This window comes from Arenimonas metalli CF5-1 (assembly GCF_000747155.1).
In the GTDB taxonomy this organism is placed as follows: Bacteria; Pseudomonadota; Gammaproteobacteria; order Xanthomonadales; family Xanthomonadaceae; genus Arenimonas; species Arenimonas metalli.
Genome location: NZ_AVCK01000020.1, coordinates 13,606 through 27,299, shown reverse-complemented (window position 1 = coordinate 27,299; position 13,694 = coordinate 13,606). Strand labels below are relative to the sequence as shown.

The window sequence follows — 13,694 nt, the reverse complement described above, 5'->3', positions numbered from 1 at the left end:
GGCGAAGAGCTTCGGGCCTGAAGGCCCTCCTACACAGGGCGTTACACGCGGCCGTTGAATTCGCCGGTGGTGGTGCTGACCCAGATCTTCTCGCCGTTGGTGATGTACTCCGGCACCATGATCTCGATGCCGGTGTTGAGCCTGGCCGGCTTGGGGCGCTTGGTGGCGGTGCCGCCCTTGAGCTCCGGCGGGGTCTCGACCACTTCCAGCTGCACGCTGGGCGGCAGCTGCACGGCCACCGGGGCGTCCTCGATCAGCTGGATGTAGCAGCCTTCCAGGCCTTCGGTGATGTAGCCGGCGCTGTCGCCGACCACGTCGGCGTCGAGCTGGTAGGGCGTGTAGTCCTCGGCGTCGAGGAACACGAAGGCCTCGCCGTCCTTGTACGAGAACGTGCACTCGCGGCGGCTGAGCTCGACTTCGCGCAGCTCGTCGTCGGCGCCGGCGCTGAGGTCGTACTTCACGCCGCCCGGCACGCTGTACAGGGTGAAGCGGAACTTGACGTTGCCGCCGCGGCCCTGCGGCGAGCTGCGCTCGATGTCGCGCACCTGGTAGACGGTGCCGTTGTGCTCGATGACGTTGCCCTTCTTGATCTCGCCAGCTTTCATCTTCGTTCTCTGTCCAATGTTTTTCTCCCTCCCCCACGCAGTGGGGGAGGGCCGGGGAGGGGGAGCTCAGGATTACTTGGGAGCCAACCTGACCGCGCCATCCAACCGGATGGTCTCGCCATTGAGGTAACGGCTGCCCAGGATGTAGGCCACCAGGTCCGCGAACTCGGCCGGCTGGCCCAGGCGCGACGGGAACGGGATCGAGGCCGACAGCGACTGCTGCACGGCTTCCGGCATGCCGTCCACCATCGGCGTCCAGAAGATGCCCGGGGCGATGGTGTTGACGCGGATGCCGAAGCGGGCGAGCTCGCGCGCCATCGGCAGCGTCATCGCGACCACGCCGCCCTTGGAGGCGGAGTAGGCGGCCTGGCCGATCTGGCCCTCGTAGGCGGCGACGCTGGCGGTGTTGACGATCACGCCGCGCTCGCCGTCTTCGCCGGCGGCGTTGTGCTGCATCAGGTTGGCGGCGGCCTTGGCGACGTTGAAGCTGCCGACCAGGTTCACCATCACCGTGCCGGCGAAGTTCTTCAGCGGCATCGGCGCGTCCTTGCCCAGCACGCGGCCGGCGCCGAGGATGCCGGCGCAGTTCACGGCGGCGTTGAGGCCACCCATGAACTCGCGCGCTGCGGCGAGGTTGGCCTCGACGTTGGCCTCGTCGGTGACGTCGGTGCGGAAATAGCGCGCCTTGTCGGCGCCCAGCGCGGCGACGGCGGCGGCGCCCTTCTCGTCGTTGATGTCGAGCAGCGCGACCTTGGCGCCCCCGGCGACCAGGTGCTCGGCCACGGCCAGGCCCAGGCCGGAAACGCCGCCGGTGATGGCGGCGCGGGTGTCTTTGATTTTCATGGGAATCCCCCGGTGATCAGCCCGCGATTCTAGCAAAAACCCCGTGCCGGCCCGTTGGGGGTGGGCAGGGAAGCGCTAAAAGCATTGGACGCGGATTGACGCGGATGAACACGGATAAAGCTAAAGGCGGAGTGGGCTTACGCCAGCCCGGGCGGGCGCGCCTGAAACCCATTTGATTTGCTTTTGCCTTATCCGCGTTCATCCGCGTCAATCCGCGTCAAAAAACGCCCTTGCCCTGAACAGGCAAGCCGCCCCCGGCCCTACAGATCCAGCAGGTAGAAGCGGTTGCAGCCGAAGTGGCCGGTGGCGCCCATCGGGCCGTCGAGGCGGCGGAAGCCGGTGCGCTCGTAGAGCTTCTGGGCCGCGTCCATGCCGTGCAGGGTTTCCAGGTAGCACTGGCGGTGGCCCAGGCGGCGGGCTTCGTCCAGGCAGCGGGCCATCAGCGCGGTGCCGGCGCCGAGGCCGCGCAGGGCGGGCAGGAAGTACATCTTGCGCAGCTCGCAGACGCCGTCGGGCCCGCCGTCCAGCGGCGCCACGCCGCCGCCGCCGAGCACGCGGCCGCCGGCCTCGACCACGAAGTAGGCCGCGCCGGGACGGTCGTAGGCAGCGCACATGCCGTCCACCTCCGGGTCATGGATGGCGAAGCCGGGACCGCCGGCGCCGAACTCGGGCATCACCGTGCGGATGATGTTGGCCACGGCCGCGTCGTCGGCCGTCGTGATGGGGCGAAGGGTGAAACCGTCAGTCATGGGTTGCCTCGGGGACGCGAAGACCGGCCTGCCGCAGGTAAGCCGCGAAGCTGTCGGGCTCCAGGCCGGGGCTGAAGAGGAAGCCCTGGCCGGTGGCGATGCCCAGCCCGAGCAGGAAATCGCGCTGGGCCGGGCTTTCCACGCCCTCGGCCACCACGTCCAGGCCCAGGCCGCGGGCCATGCCGGCCACGGCCTGGCAGATGGCGACGTCGGAAGGGTTCGCGGGCACGCCCTGCAGGAAGCTGTGCGCCAGCTTCAGCCCGTGGATCGGCAGGCGGCGCAGGTAGTTGAGCGCGCTGTAGCCTTCGCCGAAATCGTCGATCGTCAGCACCACGCCCAGGGCCCGAAGTGCCTCGAAGGTGTTCAAGGTGTCGGGCGCATCCTCGATCAGCACGCGCTCGGTGAACTCCAGCTCCAGCGCCGAACCCGGCAGGCCGTGCTCGCGCAGCGCGTGCGCGATCGTCTGCACCAGGTCCTCGGTGAGGAACTGGCGGTAGGACACGTTCACCGCCACCCGCTCGAGCGGCAGGCCGGCATCACGCCAGGCCGCCATCTGCCGGCAGGCGGCCTCGATCACCCAGGCGCCGATGCGGACGATGTCGCCGGTGGTCTCGGCGTGGCTGATGAAGTGGTCCGGCGGGATCTCGCCCAGCGTCGGGTTGTGCCAGCGGATCAGGGCTTCGGCGGTGCGCACCCGGCCGTCGCCAAGCGACACCAGCGGCTGGAACACCAGCCGGAACTCCCCGTTGTCCAGTGCCCGCCGCAGCTGCGCTTCGATCTGCACGCGGTCGTGCTGCTGCTGCGCCAGTTCGGGGTTGAACACCTGCCAGGTGTTGCGGCCCTTGCGCTTGGCCGCGTACATGGCCGCGTCGGCGTTGTTGACCAGCTGCTGCACCGTGCGGCCGTGCTCGGGGTGGCGGGCGAGGCCGACGCTGGTGGTGATGGTGAACTCCTCGCCGGCGTAGCGGAAGCTGTCGCCGAAGGCGCGGGTGATGCGCTCGGCCAGCAGCTCGGCCATGCCGGCGCCGGCGCGCTGGTCGGTGACCACCAGGAACTCGTCGCCGCCGAAGCGCGCCAGCAGCCCGGTGTCGCCGACGCAGCGCTCGAGCCGGCGCGCGGCGTTCACCAGCAGGTGGTCGCCGGCGGCGTGGCCCAGCAGGTCGTTCACCAGCTTGAAGCGGTCGAGGTCGACGTAGATCACCGTGGTGCCGGTGGCGTCGTCGCCCAGCCGGCGCTCGAGCTCGCCAAGGATGCCGTCGCGGTTGAACAGGCCGGTGAGCGGGTCGGTGCGCGCCTGGCTGCGCAGCGCCTCCTCGATCTGCCGGCGCTGGGTGATGTCCTGCAGCGTGCCGGTGAGGCGGGTGGACATCGGCGCGCGGCCTTCCGACTGGCCGATCAGGCGGGCCCAGTGGCGCTCGCCGTCGGGCCGCACCACCTGCACCTCGAGGTCGAAGCCGCCGCCGTCGCGGATCACGCTCTCGATCGCGTCCTCGACCGGCTTGCGGTGCGCCTCGGCGATCTGCTCCATCACGTCGTCGAGGTTCATCGGCGGGTCGTCGCGGCGGCCGATGATGCGCAGCGCCTCGTCAGTCAGGTAGAGCCGGCGGCGGCCGCCGTCCCACTCCCAGCCGCCGATGCGCGCCAGCGCCTGGGCGCGCAGGAACAGCGAGCTGTCGCGCTTGAGTTCGGTCACGTCCGAGAACAGCGAGATCACCTGGTGCGGCTTGCTGGCGCCCGGATGGAACTGCGGCACCGAGGTCGCCGAGATCCAGGTCAGCTGCTTGCGGCGATGGTGGTAGAGGCCGAGCAGTGTGCTCTCGACGATCTCGCCGGTGGCCAGCGATCGCAGCGGGGGCAGGTCGCGGAAGCTGATCGGGTAGCCGCGGTGGTCGATCACCAGCCAGTCGTCGAAGCGCAGGCTGGCGGAGATGTCGAGGCTGTCGTCGATGCCGAGGATGCGGTACGCGGCCGGGTTGGCCGACAGCGGCCGGCCGTCGAAGCCCTGGAACAGCACGCCCTTGTCGATCGCCGACAGCAGCGCGTGGTAGTTGAGCTCGGCTTCCTGGCGCAGGCTCAGGTCGCGGGCGACGGCGATGATGTGGTGGTGCGGGCCGTCGTGGAAGCTGGCCGAGTGCACTTCGACCGGGAAACGGGTGCCGTCGCCGCGCATGTTGCTGACCTCGACCACGTAGCTCTCGTCGCGCGCCAGCGCTTCGAGCACCGGGCCCATGTGGTTGGGCGGCAGGTCGGGGTTGAGCACGTGCACCAGCTTGCCGACGATCTCCTCGCGCGGGCGGCGGTAGGCCTTCAGGCCCGCGCGGTTGAGGTCCAGCACGCGGCCCTCGGCGTCGATGATGCTGACCGGGTCGGGCACGGCGTTGAACAGGGTTTCGTAGCGCAGGCGCACGCTGTCGGCTTCGCGCTGCAGGCCGTGGAGTTCGGCCAGCACGCCGGAAAGCAGCAGGGCGTCCGCGGGGGCGCCGGTGGTCAGGCAGTGCTCGAGCCGGGAGACCAGCGCCGCAAGGCGCGACGTGCCCTCGTCCTGCGTCGGGGTGGCGTCGTCGTCGCGGGGCGGGTGGTCGGGCTGCATTCCGTCGTGGGTCGGCGCTGGCGGGGCTGGCCCGAGCATACACCGGCGGCCCGCCGCCGCCGCATCATCCCGCGGCCAGCGTCACCTTGCTGCCGGAGCCGCGGCCGAGCAGGGCGGCCAGCCAGCGGCCGGTCTCGACCAGGCGAGGCAGGTCCACGCCGGTAGCGATGCCCATGCCTTCGAGCATGTACACGACGTCCTCGGTGGCGACGTTGCCGCTGGCGCCCGGGGCGTAGGGGCAGCCGCCGGTGCCGGACACCGCGGCGTCGACCACGGCCACGCCTTCCTCGAGGCAGGCCAGGATGTTGGCCAGGGCCTGGCCGCGGGTGTCGTGGAAGTGGATGGCCAGCGCGGCCATCGGCACTTCGGCCGCGACCGCGCGCAGCATGGCCCGGGCGGCGCCCGGCGTGCCGATGCCGATGGTGTCGCCCAGCGAAACCTCGTAGCAGCCCAGCGCATGCATGCGGCTGGCCACGCGCACCACGTCGGCGACCGGCACCGCGCCCTGGTAGGGGCAGCCGAGCACGGTGCTGACGTAGCCGCGCACCTTCACGCCGTCGGCGCGGGCGCGCTCGAGCACCGGCATGAACCGCTCGATGCTTTCGTCGATGCCGGCGTTGATGTTCTTGCGGTTGAAGGCCTCGGAGGCGGCGGTGAACACCGCGACTTCCTCCGCGCCGACCGCGCGGGCGCGCTCATAGCCCTGCAGGTTCGGCACCAGCACCGGGTAGGCCACGCCCGGCGCGCGCGTGATGCCGGCGAAGACCTCGGCGGCATCGGCCAGCTGCGGCACCCACTTCGGGCTGACGAAGCTGGTGGCTTCGATGCTGCGCAGGCCGGTGGCGGTGAGGCGGTCGATCAGCTCGATCTTGGCGGCGGCGGGGATGATGGCCTTCTCGTTCTGCAGGCCGTCGCGCGGGCCGACCTCGACGATGCGGACCTGGGCGGGCAGGCTCACGGGCGCGGCTCCACTTTGCGGAACGCCGCCGGCTCGGCGTCGAAGAGGCCGGGGCGCGCGAGCACCTCGGGCGGCTGCGGCGCGGTCAGCCGGTTGAACAGGCTGCGGTCGCGGGCGATCACTTCGCCGCTCAGCTCGCCGTCGATGATGGCGTGGGCGATGGGCTTGTCGTCGGTGGACCACAGTTCCAGGCGGTCGCCGGTGATGGCGAAGCGCACCAGGTGCACGTCGCCCGCGGGCAGCGCGTGGTCTTCGCCGAAGCGACGCAGCAGCCAGGCGCCGTCGGTCCAGGCGTAGCGCTGGCCGGCATGCTCGCCCAGGAACAGCGGCGTGGCTTCGCCGTGGCGCGGACCCGCGGGGGTGCGCTCCTCGATTTCCAGCTGGCAGTCGGCGGACACGCGCAGGATCATCTCGCCGTCGCCCGAGGGCTCGTCGCCGACCGAGTGCCACTCGCCGGCCACGGCCGGGTCGCAGGGCAGGGCCGCCAGCGGCGACAGTTCGAAGGTGGTGACCTGGCAGCCGGCCAGGGCCAGCAGCGCCGCCAGGGCGAGGGGAACGCGGACGCGAAGCTTCATGACGCCTCCAGTTTCACCAGGACCGCATCGGATTCGACGAAATCGCCGGCCGCCGCCTGCACCGCCGCCACCGTGCCGGCGCGCGGGGCCTTCAGGCTCAGCTCCATCTTCATGGCTTCCATCACCAGCAATTCCTCGCCCTCGGCGACGGCCTGGCCGGGGCTGGCCTTCACCAGCACGATGCGGCCGGGCATCGGTGCGACCAGGCGATCGCCGACGCCGGCGGCGGCGTTGCCGTCGAAGCGGAAGGCCGGCATGCGCTCCAGGCGCACGCGGTGTTCGCCGTCGTGGACGCTGGCGGAGTTGGCGTCGGCGTGCACGCGCATGCGCGACTGGCGGCCATCGACCTCGGCGCCGAGGCGGCCATCGGCGTGGCGCGCGCCGCGCACGGTGAGCTCGCGTTCGCCGATGCGAAGGCGGTAGTCGCCGGCGCTGCCGCGGGCGTGCACTTCGATGCGCTCGCCGCGGTGCAGGAAGCACAGCAGGCGCTCGCCGGCGTGGCCCAGGCGCCAGCCGTCGGCGATCGCCCACGGGCTATGCGGGTCCTGGCTGGTGCCGGCGGCGGCGCGGGTGCTGGCCTCGTCGTGCAGGGCGGCCGCGGCCGCCGCCAGCGCCAGGTGGGCGTCGGGCAGGGCGCTGTCGCGCGGCAGCACTTCCTCGAGGTGGCGGTCGAGGTAGGCGGTGTGGATGGTGCCTTCGACCACGCGCGGGTGGCGCACGAGTTTCTCGAGGAACTCGATGTTCGACTTCGGGCCGGCGATCTCGCAGTCGGCCAGCGCCTCGCGCAGGCGCGCCAGGGCGCGCGGGCGGTCGAGGTCCCAGACGATCAGCTTGGCGATCATCGGGTCGTAGAAGATGGTGACGGTGTCGCCCTCGACCACGCCGGCGTCGAGCCGCACGTGCGCCGACGGCGCCGGCAGCCGCAGCCGCTCGAGCTTGCCCGAGCCCGGCAGGAAGCCCTGCGACGGATCCTCGGCGTAAAGCCGCACTTCGATGGCGTGGCCGCGGTGGGTGATGTCCTGCTGGTGCAGCGGCAGGTGCTCGCCGGCGGCGACGCGCAGCTGCCACTCCACCAGGTCCAGCCCGGTGACGAGCTCGGTGACCGGGTGCTCGACCTGCAGGCGCGTGTTGATTTCCATGAAATAGAAATCGCCCTGCGGCCCGACGATGAACTCCACCGTGCCGGCGTTGACGTAGTCGATGGCGCGCGCCGCCTCGACCGCGGCCTCGCCCATCTTCAGGCGCAGCCCGGGCGTGAGGAAGGGCGAGGGCGATTCCTCGACCACCTTCTGGTAGCGGCGCTGGGCCGAGCATTCGCGCTCGCCGAGGTGGATGGTCTGGCCGTGGCGGTCGGCGAAGACCTGGATCTCGATGTGGCGCGGCTCGCCGATGTAGCGCTCGAGCAGCACGCGGTCGCGGCCGAAGGCGCTGGCCGCCTCGCGCTGGCAGCTCTCGAGCGCGGCGGCGAACTCGCCGGCCTCGCGCACGATGCGCATGCCCTTGCCGCCGCCGCCGTGCGCGGCCTTGATCATCAGCGGGTAGCCGATGCGGTCGGCTTCGGCCTGCAGGTGCGCGGGATCCTGGTTCTCGCCGGTATAGCCCGGCACCACCGGCACGCCCTGCGCGTGCATCAGCTGCTTGGCCCCGGCCTTGCTGCCCATCTTGCGCATCGAGGCCGCGCTGGGCCCGATGAAGGTGATGCCTGCCGCCTCGACCGCCTCGGCGAAGTCGGCGTTCTCGCTCAGGAAGCCGTAGCCCGGATGGATGGCCTGCGCGCCGGCACGCTTCGCCACCTCGATGATGGCCTCGCCGCGCAGGTAGCTGTCCTGCGGCCGCGGCCCGCCGATCGGCCAGGCCTCATCCGCCAGCCGCGCGTGCTGGGCGTGCGCATCGGCCTCGGAGTACACCGCCACCGTGCGGATGCCGAGGCGCCGGCAGGTGCGGATGATCCGGCAGGCAATCTCGCCACGGTTCGCAATCAGGATTTTGTTGAACATTCTCTTGGGATCTTTAGACGCGGATTAACGCGGATTAACGCTGATCGGATCCGGTGAGCGCTAGCACCCGGCGCTTGAATTGGGGTCGAGGGCCGAAATTGAGCAATAGCCCTACTTCGATCCGGCTGGCTTTCAGATAGTTGACGAGTTGGACTTCGTGGGCTGAGTGGATTTGGGAAACGGCTTTGATTTCTACGACAAGGCTTGATCCAACGATCAGGTCGGCACGGAAATCGCCTACCGCCTGTCCGCGGAACCAAACCGTCAGGGCAACCTGTTGGCTGACATCGTAGCCCGCTTCCTGCAGCGCTAAGGTCATTGCATTTTCGTACACGCTTTCGAGAAAGCCGGGCCCCAACTCGTTGTAGACATCGAAGAAGCAGCCCAGCACGGCTTCGGATATATCGCTATTGATCAACAACGCTCTATCCGCGTTCATCCGCGTTAATCCGCGTCTAAAGAACCCAGCCGGGCGCCCTCTTGTCCAAGAATGCCCCCAGCCCCTCCTGACCCTCAGCGGATACTCGCATGCGGGCGATCAGGGCGGCGTTTTCGGTGTCGGTGCGTTCGGCGGCGTCGCGGGTCATGCCGGACATGCGCAGGGCGAGCTGTTTGGCTTCGCGCTGGGCGGCCGGGCCACCCTTGGCCCAGAAGTGCAGGGCGCGGTCCACGGCCTCGTCCAGCTGGTCGGGGGCGGTGAGCTGGTGCAGCAGGCCGATCGCATGGGCTTCCGTGGCGTCGATGACTTCGGCGCCGGTGAACAGCCGGCGGGCGTGGCGGCCGCCGATGGCGTGGACCACGTAGGGCGAAATCACCGCCGGCACCAGGCCCAGCTTCACTTCCGAAAGCGAGAACTTGGCGGTGTCCACGCCGATCGCCAGGTCGCAGCAGGCGACCAGGCCGACGCCGCCGCCGTAGGCCGAGCCGTTCACCCGCGCGATGGTGGGCTTGGACAGGAAGTTGAGCGTGCGCATCAGCGCGGCGAGGCGCAGCGAGTCCTCGCGGTTCTCGTCCTCGCTGGCCTGTGCCATGCGCCGCATCCAGCCGAGGTCGGCGCCGGCCGAGAAGGTGCTGCCGTCGCCCGTGAGCACCACGGCGCGGACCGCGGGGTCGGCGTCGAGGGCCCGCAGGGCCTCGGTGAGTTCGGCGATCAGGGCGTCGTCGAAGGCGTTGTGGACCTGCGGGCGGGCCAGCGAGAGGCGGGCGGTGCCGCCGCTGCGGTCCAGTCGGATGGCCTGGGTCATGCGGGCTCCTCGGGGCAAGCGCGAATGATAGCGGCTGGGCCGGTCCGGCCGGCAGCCGCCCGCTATCGCGGCGCCGGGGATTTGCTTACAATGCGAATCATTCGCAACTGGAGCGGCGCCGCCATGACCCTTCCCGAGCTGCAGACCGGCCGCCACGGCGTGGTGGCCGGCGTGCACGACACCGGCCCCGGCGACGCCGTCGCGCGCCGCCTGCGCGACCTTGGTTTCGTGGCCGGCGAGACCGTGCGCCTGGTGACGCGCGGGCCGATGGGCGGCGAGCCGCTGCTGGTGCAGGTCGGCGGCACCCGCTTCGCGATGCGCACCGCCGAGGCCGCCCGCATCCGCCTGCAGCCGCAGGACGCCTGAGTGTCCGCACTCAACATCGCGCTGGTCGGCAACCCGAACTGCGGCAAGACCGCGCTGTTCAACCGCCTCACCGGCAGCCGCCAGAAGGTGGCGAACTACGCCGGCGTCACCGTCGAACGCAAGGAAGGCCTGTTCCGTACGCCGGGCGGGCGCAGCGTGCGCGTGCTCGACCTGCCGGGCGCGTACAGCCTCGAGGCCGCGAGCCCGGACGAAGCCATCACCCGCGACGTCTGCCGCGGCGCGCTGCCGGGCGAGGCGGTGCCCGACCTGCTGGTGTGCGTGGCCGACGCCACCAACCTGCGCCTGCACCTGCGCTTCGTGCTGGAGCTGCGCCAGCTGGGCCGGCCCATGGTGCTGGCGCTGAACCTGATGGACGTGGCCCGCCGGCGCGGCATCCGCATCGATACCGCGGCGCTGCAGGCGCGGCTGGGCATGCCGGTGGTGGAAACCGTGGCGGTGAAGCGCGAAGGCGCCGCCGCGCTGCTGGCCCAGCTGGACGGTGCCTTGCCGCCCGCCGCGCCGACCGACGACGCGGGCGACCTGCACGCCCGGGTCTCGGCGCTGCTGGCCGAATGCGTGCAGATGCCGGCGCAGGGTTCGAGCCTGGACGATCGGCTGGACCGCTGGCTGCTGCATCCGGTCTGGGGCCTGCTGATCCTCGCGGCGGTGATGTTCCTGATGTTCCAGGCCGTCTTCAGCTGGGCCGGTCCGCTGCAGGATGCGTTGGCCGGCGGGATCTCGCGGCTGGGCGAAGCCGTGTCCGGCGCGATGCCCGCGGGCCCGCTGCGCAGCCTGGTCGCCGACGGCCTGTTCGCGGGCTTGGGCACGGTGATGGAGTTCCTGCCGCAGATCCTGCTGCTGTTCGTCTTCATCCTCACGCTGGAGGAGTCAGGCTACCTGCCGCGCGCGGCCTTCCTGCTGGACCGGCCGATGCGCGCCGCGGGGCTGACCGGCCGCAGCTTCATCCCGCTGCTGTCGAGCTTCGCCTGCGCCATCCCCGGCATCATGGCCACGCGCTCGATCCAGGATCCGCGCGACCGGCTCGCCACGATCCTGGTGGCGCCGCTGATGACCTGCTCGGCGCGGCTGCCGGTGTACACGCTGCTGATCTCGGCCTTCATCCCGCGCGAGACGGTGGCGGGCGTGTTCAACCTGCAGGGCCTGGTGATGTTCGCGCTCTACTTCGCGGGCGTGGCCAGCGCGCTGGTGGCGGCCTGGGTGATCCAGCGCCTGCGCCGGGGCGAGGGTGAGCACGTGCTGCTGCTCGAACTGCCCAGCTACCGGCTGCCGAACCTGCTCGACCTCGGCATCGGCCTGTGGGAGCGCGCCCGCGTGTTCCTGCGCCGCGTCACCGGCATCATCCTGTCGCTGACGGTGCTGCTGTGGTTCCTGTCGAGCTATCCTGCGCCGCCCGAGGGCGCGGTGGGCCCGGCGATCGACTACAGCCTGGCGGGGCGCATCGGCCGCTGGATGGAGCCGCTGTTCGCGCCGATCGGTTTCAACTGGCAGATCTGCATCGCCCTGATCCCGGGCCTCGCGGCGCGCGAGGTCGCGGTGGCGGCGCTGGCGACGGTGTACGCGCTGTCGGCCGCGAACGACGCCGAGGCCATCAGCGCGCTGTCGCCGCTGATCGCGGCCGACTGGTCGCTGGCCACCGCGCTGTCGCTGCTGGTCTGGTACGTGTACGCGCCGCAGTGCCTCTCCACCATCGCGGTGATCAAGCGCGAGACCAACAGCTGGAAGCAGGCCGGCATCGCCACGGTGTACCTGTTCGCGCTGGCCTACCTGGCCTCGCTGGTCACGTTCCAGCTGGCGCGGGCGCTGGGCGCATGACGCCGGCCCTGCAGGTCGCCGTGGTGGCCGCGATCGTCGGCTTCAGCGCGCTGTCGCTGCTGCGGGCGCTGGCCCCGCGCGCGAGCTGGCAGGCGCAGGCGCGTTTGTCGTACTGGCTGGAGCGGCCGGGACGGCCGGCCTGGCTGCGGCGCATCGGCGCTTGGCTGCGGCCGTCGCTGGCGGTGACGGCCAGCGCTTGCGGTACGGGCTGCTCCGCCTGCAAGGCCTGCAAGTAAAACCGATAGCCCTGTAGGAGGGCCTTCAGGCCCGAAGCGTTTCGCGAAGAAGCTTCGGGCCTGAAGGCCCTCCTACATGAGGGCTTACATGCGGAAGACGCCGAAGCGGTCTTTCTCGATTGGGGCGTTGAGGCTGGCGGAGAGGGCGAGGCCCAGCACCCGGCGGGTGTCGGCCGGGTCGATGATGCCGTCGTCCCAGAGGCGGGCGGTGGCGTAGTAGGGGTGGCCCTGGCGCTCATACTGGTCGCGGATCGGGGCCTTGAAGGCTTCCTCTTCCTCGGCGCTCCACGCCGTGCCCGCGGCTTCCAGGCCGTCGCGCTTGACGGTGGCCAGCACGCTGGCGGCCTGCTCGCCGCCCATCACGCTGATGCGCGCGTTCGGCCAGGTCCACAGGAAGCGGGCGCCGTAGGCGCGGCCGCACATGGCGTAGTTGCCGGCGCCGAAGCTGCCGCCGATCACCACGGTGAACTTCGGCACGTGCGAGCAGGCCACGGCCGTCACCATCTTGGCGCCGTCCTTGGCGATGCCGGCGTTCTCGTACTTCTTGCCGACCATGAAGCCGGTGATGTTCTGCAGGAACACCAGCGGGATGTCGCGCTGGTTGCACAGCTCGATGAAGTGCGCGCCCTTGAGCGCGCTCTCGGCGAACAGGATGCCGTTGTTGGCGATGATGCCCACCGGGTAGCCGTGGATGTGCGCGAAACCGCAGACCAGCGTCTTGCCGTAGCGCGCCTTGAACTCCTGGAACTCACTGCCGTCCACCACGCGGGCGATGACCTCGCGGATGTCGAAGGGGCGGCGAGTGTCCTTCGGGATCACGCCGTAGAGCTCTTCGGCCGGGAACAGCGGCTCGCTGGGCGTCTGCACCGCGACCGGCAGCGGCTTCCTGCGGTTGAGATGCTTCACGATGTCGCGCGCGATCTCGAGCGCGTGGCGGTCGTTCTCGGCGAAGTGGTCGGCGACGCCGCTCACGGAGGTGTGTACGTCGGCGCCGCCCAGCGACTCGGCATCGACGACTTCACCCGTGGCCGCCTTCACCAGCGGCGGGCCGCCGAGGAAGATCGTGCCCTGCTCGCGCACGATGATCGATTCGTCGCACATCGCCGGCACGTAGGCGCCGCCGGCCGTGCAGCTGCCCATCACCACGGCGATCTGCGGGATGTTCATCGCGCTCAGCCGGGCCTGGTTGTAGAAGATGCGGCCGAAGTGCTCCTTGTCCGGGAACACCTCGTCCTGCAGCGGCAGGAAGGCGCCGCCGGAATCCACGAGGTACAGGCAGGGCAGGTGGTTTTCCATCGCCACTTCCTGCGCGCGCAGGTGCTTCTTCACCGTCATCGGGAAGTAGGTGCCGCCCTTCACCGTGGCGTCGTTGGCCACCACCACCACTTCCTGGCCGTGCACGCGGCCGATGCCGGTGATCACGCCCGCGGCGGGCGCGGCGTCGTCGTACATGCCGCCGGCAGCCAGCGCCGAGAGTTCGAGGAAGGGCGAGCCCGGGTCGAGCAGGGCGGTGATGCGCTCGCGCGGCAGCAGCTTGCCGCGCTCGGTGTGCTTGCTGCGGGCCTTGTCGCCGCCGCCCAGCGCGACGCGCGCCAGCTGGGCCTCGAAGTCCGCGACCGCGGCGCGCAGGGCGGCGGCGTTGTCCTGGAACTCGGGCGAACGGGGATCGACGTGGCTGGTGAGGATGGGCATGCGCGC

At 70.7% G+C, this 13,694-nt stretch carries 13 protein-coding genes; 3 read left to right on the top strand and 10 right to left on the bottom strand.

Annotated elements, in window-relative coordinates; all coding sequences use genetic code 11:
- Positions 1-41 precede the first annotated feature (41 nt).
- The 9 genes from efpL to N787_RS07850 all read right to left on the bottom strand — a co-directional run bounded on the left by efpL (position 42) and on the right by N787_RS07850 (position 9,561).
- On the bottom strand, positions 42-605 hold the full coding sequence (gene efpL, locus N787_RS07890; protein ID WP_034212411.1) for an elongation factor P-like protein EfpL: 564 nt from the start codon (positions 603-605) through the stop codon (positions 42-44).
- A 72-nt stretch (positions 606-677) separates the two neighbouring features.
- Positions 678-1,448, bottom strand: coding sequence for an SDR family NAD(P)-dependent oxidoreductase (locus N787_RS07885; RefSeq protein ID WP_034212409.1), 771 nt, complete (start codon positions 1,446-1,448; stop codon positions 678-680).
- Between the two features lie 260 nt (positions 1,449-1,708).
- On the bottom strand, positions 1,709-2,197 hold the full coding sequence (locus tag N787_RS07880; protein WP_034212407.1) for a GNAT family N-acetyltransferase: 489 nt from the start codon (positions 2,195-2,197) through the stop codon (positions 1,709-1,711).
- The gene (locus tag N787_RS14340; RefSeq protein WP_052575278.1) at positions 2,190-4,787 is read right to left on the bottom strand and encodes a sensor domain-containing protein; all 2,598 of its coding nucleotides are present in this window, start codon (positions 4,785-4,787) and stop codon (positions 2,190-2,192) included. Before N787_RS14340 ends, N787_RS07880 begins: the two co-directional genes overlap by 8 nt.
- Positions 4,788-4,851: 64 nt before the next feature.
- Positions 4,852-5,745 carry a hydroxymethylglutaryl-CoA lyase gene (locus N787_RS07870; RefSeq protein ID WP_084590707.1) on the bottom strand — a complete coding sequence of 298 codons (894 nt, stop codon included), beginning with the start codon at positions 5,743-5,745 and terminating at the stop codon, positions 4,852-4,854.
- A complete protein-coding gene (locus N787_RS07865) occupies positions 5,742-6,320 on the bottom strand; it encodes a hypothetical protein (RefSeq protein ID WP_034212405.1) in 579 nt (192 codons plus the stop codon). Before N787_RS07865 ends, N787_RS07870 begins: the two co-directional genes overlap by 4 nt.
- The gene (locus N787_RS07860; protein WP_034212403.1) at positions 6,317-8,317 is read right to left on the bottom strand and encodes an acetyl/propionyl/methylcrotonyl-CoA carboxylase subunit alpha; all 2,001 of its coding nucleotides are present in this window, start codon (positions 8,315-8,317) and stop codon (positions 6,317-6,319) included. Before N787_RS07860 ends, N787_RS07865 begins: the two co-directional genes overlap by 4 nt.
- A 34-nt stretch (positions 8,318-8,351) precedes the next feature.
- Entirely contained in the window at positions 8,352-8,756 is a 405-nt protein-coding gene (locus tag N787_RS07855) for a GxxExxY protein (protein WP_034212401.1), read from the bottom strand.
- Positions 8,757-8,772: 16 nt separating this feature from the next.
- Complete coding sequence (locus N787_RS07850; RefSeq protein WP_034212399.1) at positions 8,773-9,561, bottom strand: enoyl-CoA hydratase-related protein; 789 nt, start codon at positions 9,559-9,561, stop codon at positions 8,773-8,775.
- 123 nt (positions 9,562-9,684) lie between these two features.
- Here N787_RS07850 and N787_RS07845 point away from each other — a divergent pair, with 123 nt between their 5' ends.
- The 3 genes from N787_RS07845 to N787_RS07835 are packed head-to-tail and all read left to right on the top strand — an operon-like array spanning position 9,685 to position 11,996.
- Positions 9,685-9,927 (top strand): FeoA family protein, encoded by a 243-nt coding sequence (locus N787_RS07845; RefSeq protein WP_034212397.1) that lies wholly within the window; start codon positions 9,685-9,687, stop codon positions 9,925-9,927.
- Entirely contained in the window at positions 9,928-11,760 is a 1,833-nt protein-coding gene (feoB, locus tag N787_RS07840) for a ferrous iron transporter B (protein ID WP_034212395.1), read from the top strand.
- A complete protein-coding gene (locus N787_RS07835; protein WP_034212393.1) occupies positions 11,757-11,996 on the top strand; it encodes a DUF6587 family protein in 240 nt (79 codons plus the stop codon). The genes feoB and N787_RS07835 overlap by 4 nt, the downstream gene beginning before the upstream one ends.
- Before the next feature lie 84 nt (positions 11,997-12,080).
- On the opposite strand, the gene N787_RS07830 is transcribed toward N787_RS07835, so the two are convergent.
- Complete coding sequence (locus N787_RS07830; RefSeq protein ID WP_034212391.1) at positions 12,081-13,688, bottom strand: carboxyl transferase domain-containing protein; 1,608 nt, start codon at positions 13,686-13,688, stop codon at positions 12,081-12,083.
- Positions 13,689-13,694 lie beyond the last annotated feature (6 nt).

What these genes read in the sequence shown, in the direction of transcription:
- N787_RS07850 (WP_034212399.1), bottom strand. Translation starts at nt 9,561, where the DNA reads ATGACCCAGGCCATCCGACTGGACCGCAGCGGCGGCACCGCCCGCCTC.
- N787_RS07860 (WP_034212403.1), bottom strand. Translation starts at nt 8,317, where the DNA reads ATGTTCAACAAAATCCTGATTGCGAACCGTGGCGAGATTGCCTGCCGG.
- N787_RS07855 (WP_034212401.1), bottom strand. Translation starts at nt 8,756, where the DNA reads ATGAACGCGGATAGAGCGTTGTTGATCAATAGCGATATATCCGAAGCC.
- N787_RS07830 (WP_034212391.1), bottom strand. Translation starts at nt 13,688, where the DNA reads ATGCCCATCCTCACCAGCCACGTCGATCCCCGTTCGCCCGAGTTCCAG.
- N787_RS07845 (WP_034212397.1), top strand. Translation starts at nt 9,685, where the DNA reads ATGACCCTTCCCGAGCTGCAGACCGGCCGCCACGGCGTGGTGGCCGGC.
- efpL (WP_034212411.1), bottom strand. Translation starts at nt 605, where the DNA reads ATGAAAGCTGGCGAGATCAAGAAGGGCAACGTCATCGAGCACAACGGC.
- N787_RS07880 (WP_034212407.1), bottom strand. Translation starts at nt 2,197, where the DNA reads ATGACTGACGGTTTCACCCTTCGCCCCATCACGACGGCCGACGACGCG.
- N787_RS07835 (WP_034212393.1), top strand. Translation starts at nt 11,757, where the DNA reads ATGACGCCGGCCCTGCAGGTCGCCGTGGTGGCCGCGATCGTCGGCTTC.
- N787_RS14340 (WP_052575278.1), bottom strand. Translation starts at nt 4,787, where the DNA reads ATGCAGCCCGACCACCCGCCCCGCGACGACGACGCCACCCCGACGCAG.
- N787_RS07865 (WP_034212405.1), bottom strand. Translation starts at nt 6,320, where the DNA reads ATGAAGCTTCGCGTCCGCGTTCCCCTCGCCCTGGCGGCGCTGCTGGCC.
- N787_RS07885 (WP_034212409.1), bottom strand. Translation starts at nt 1,448, where the DNA reads ATGAAAATCAAAGACACCCGCGCCGCCATCACCGGCGGCGTTTCCGGC.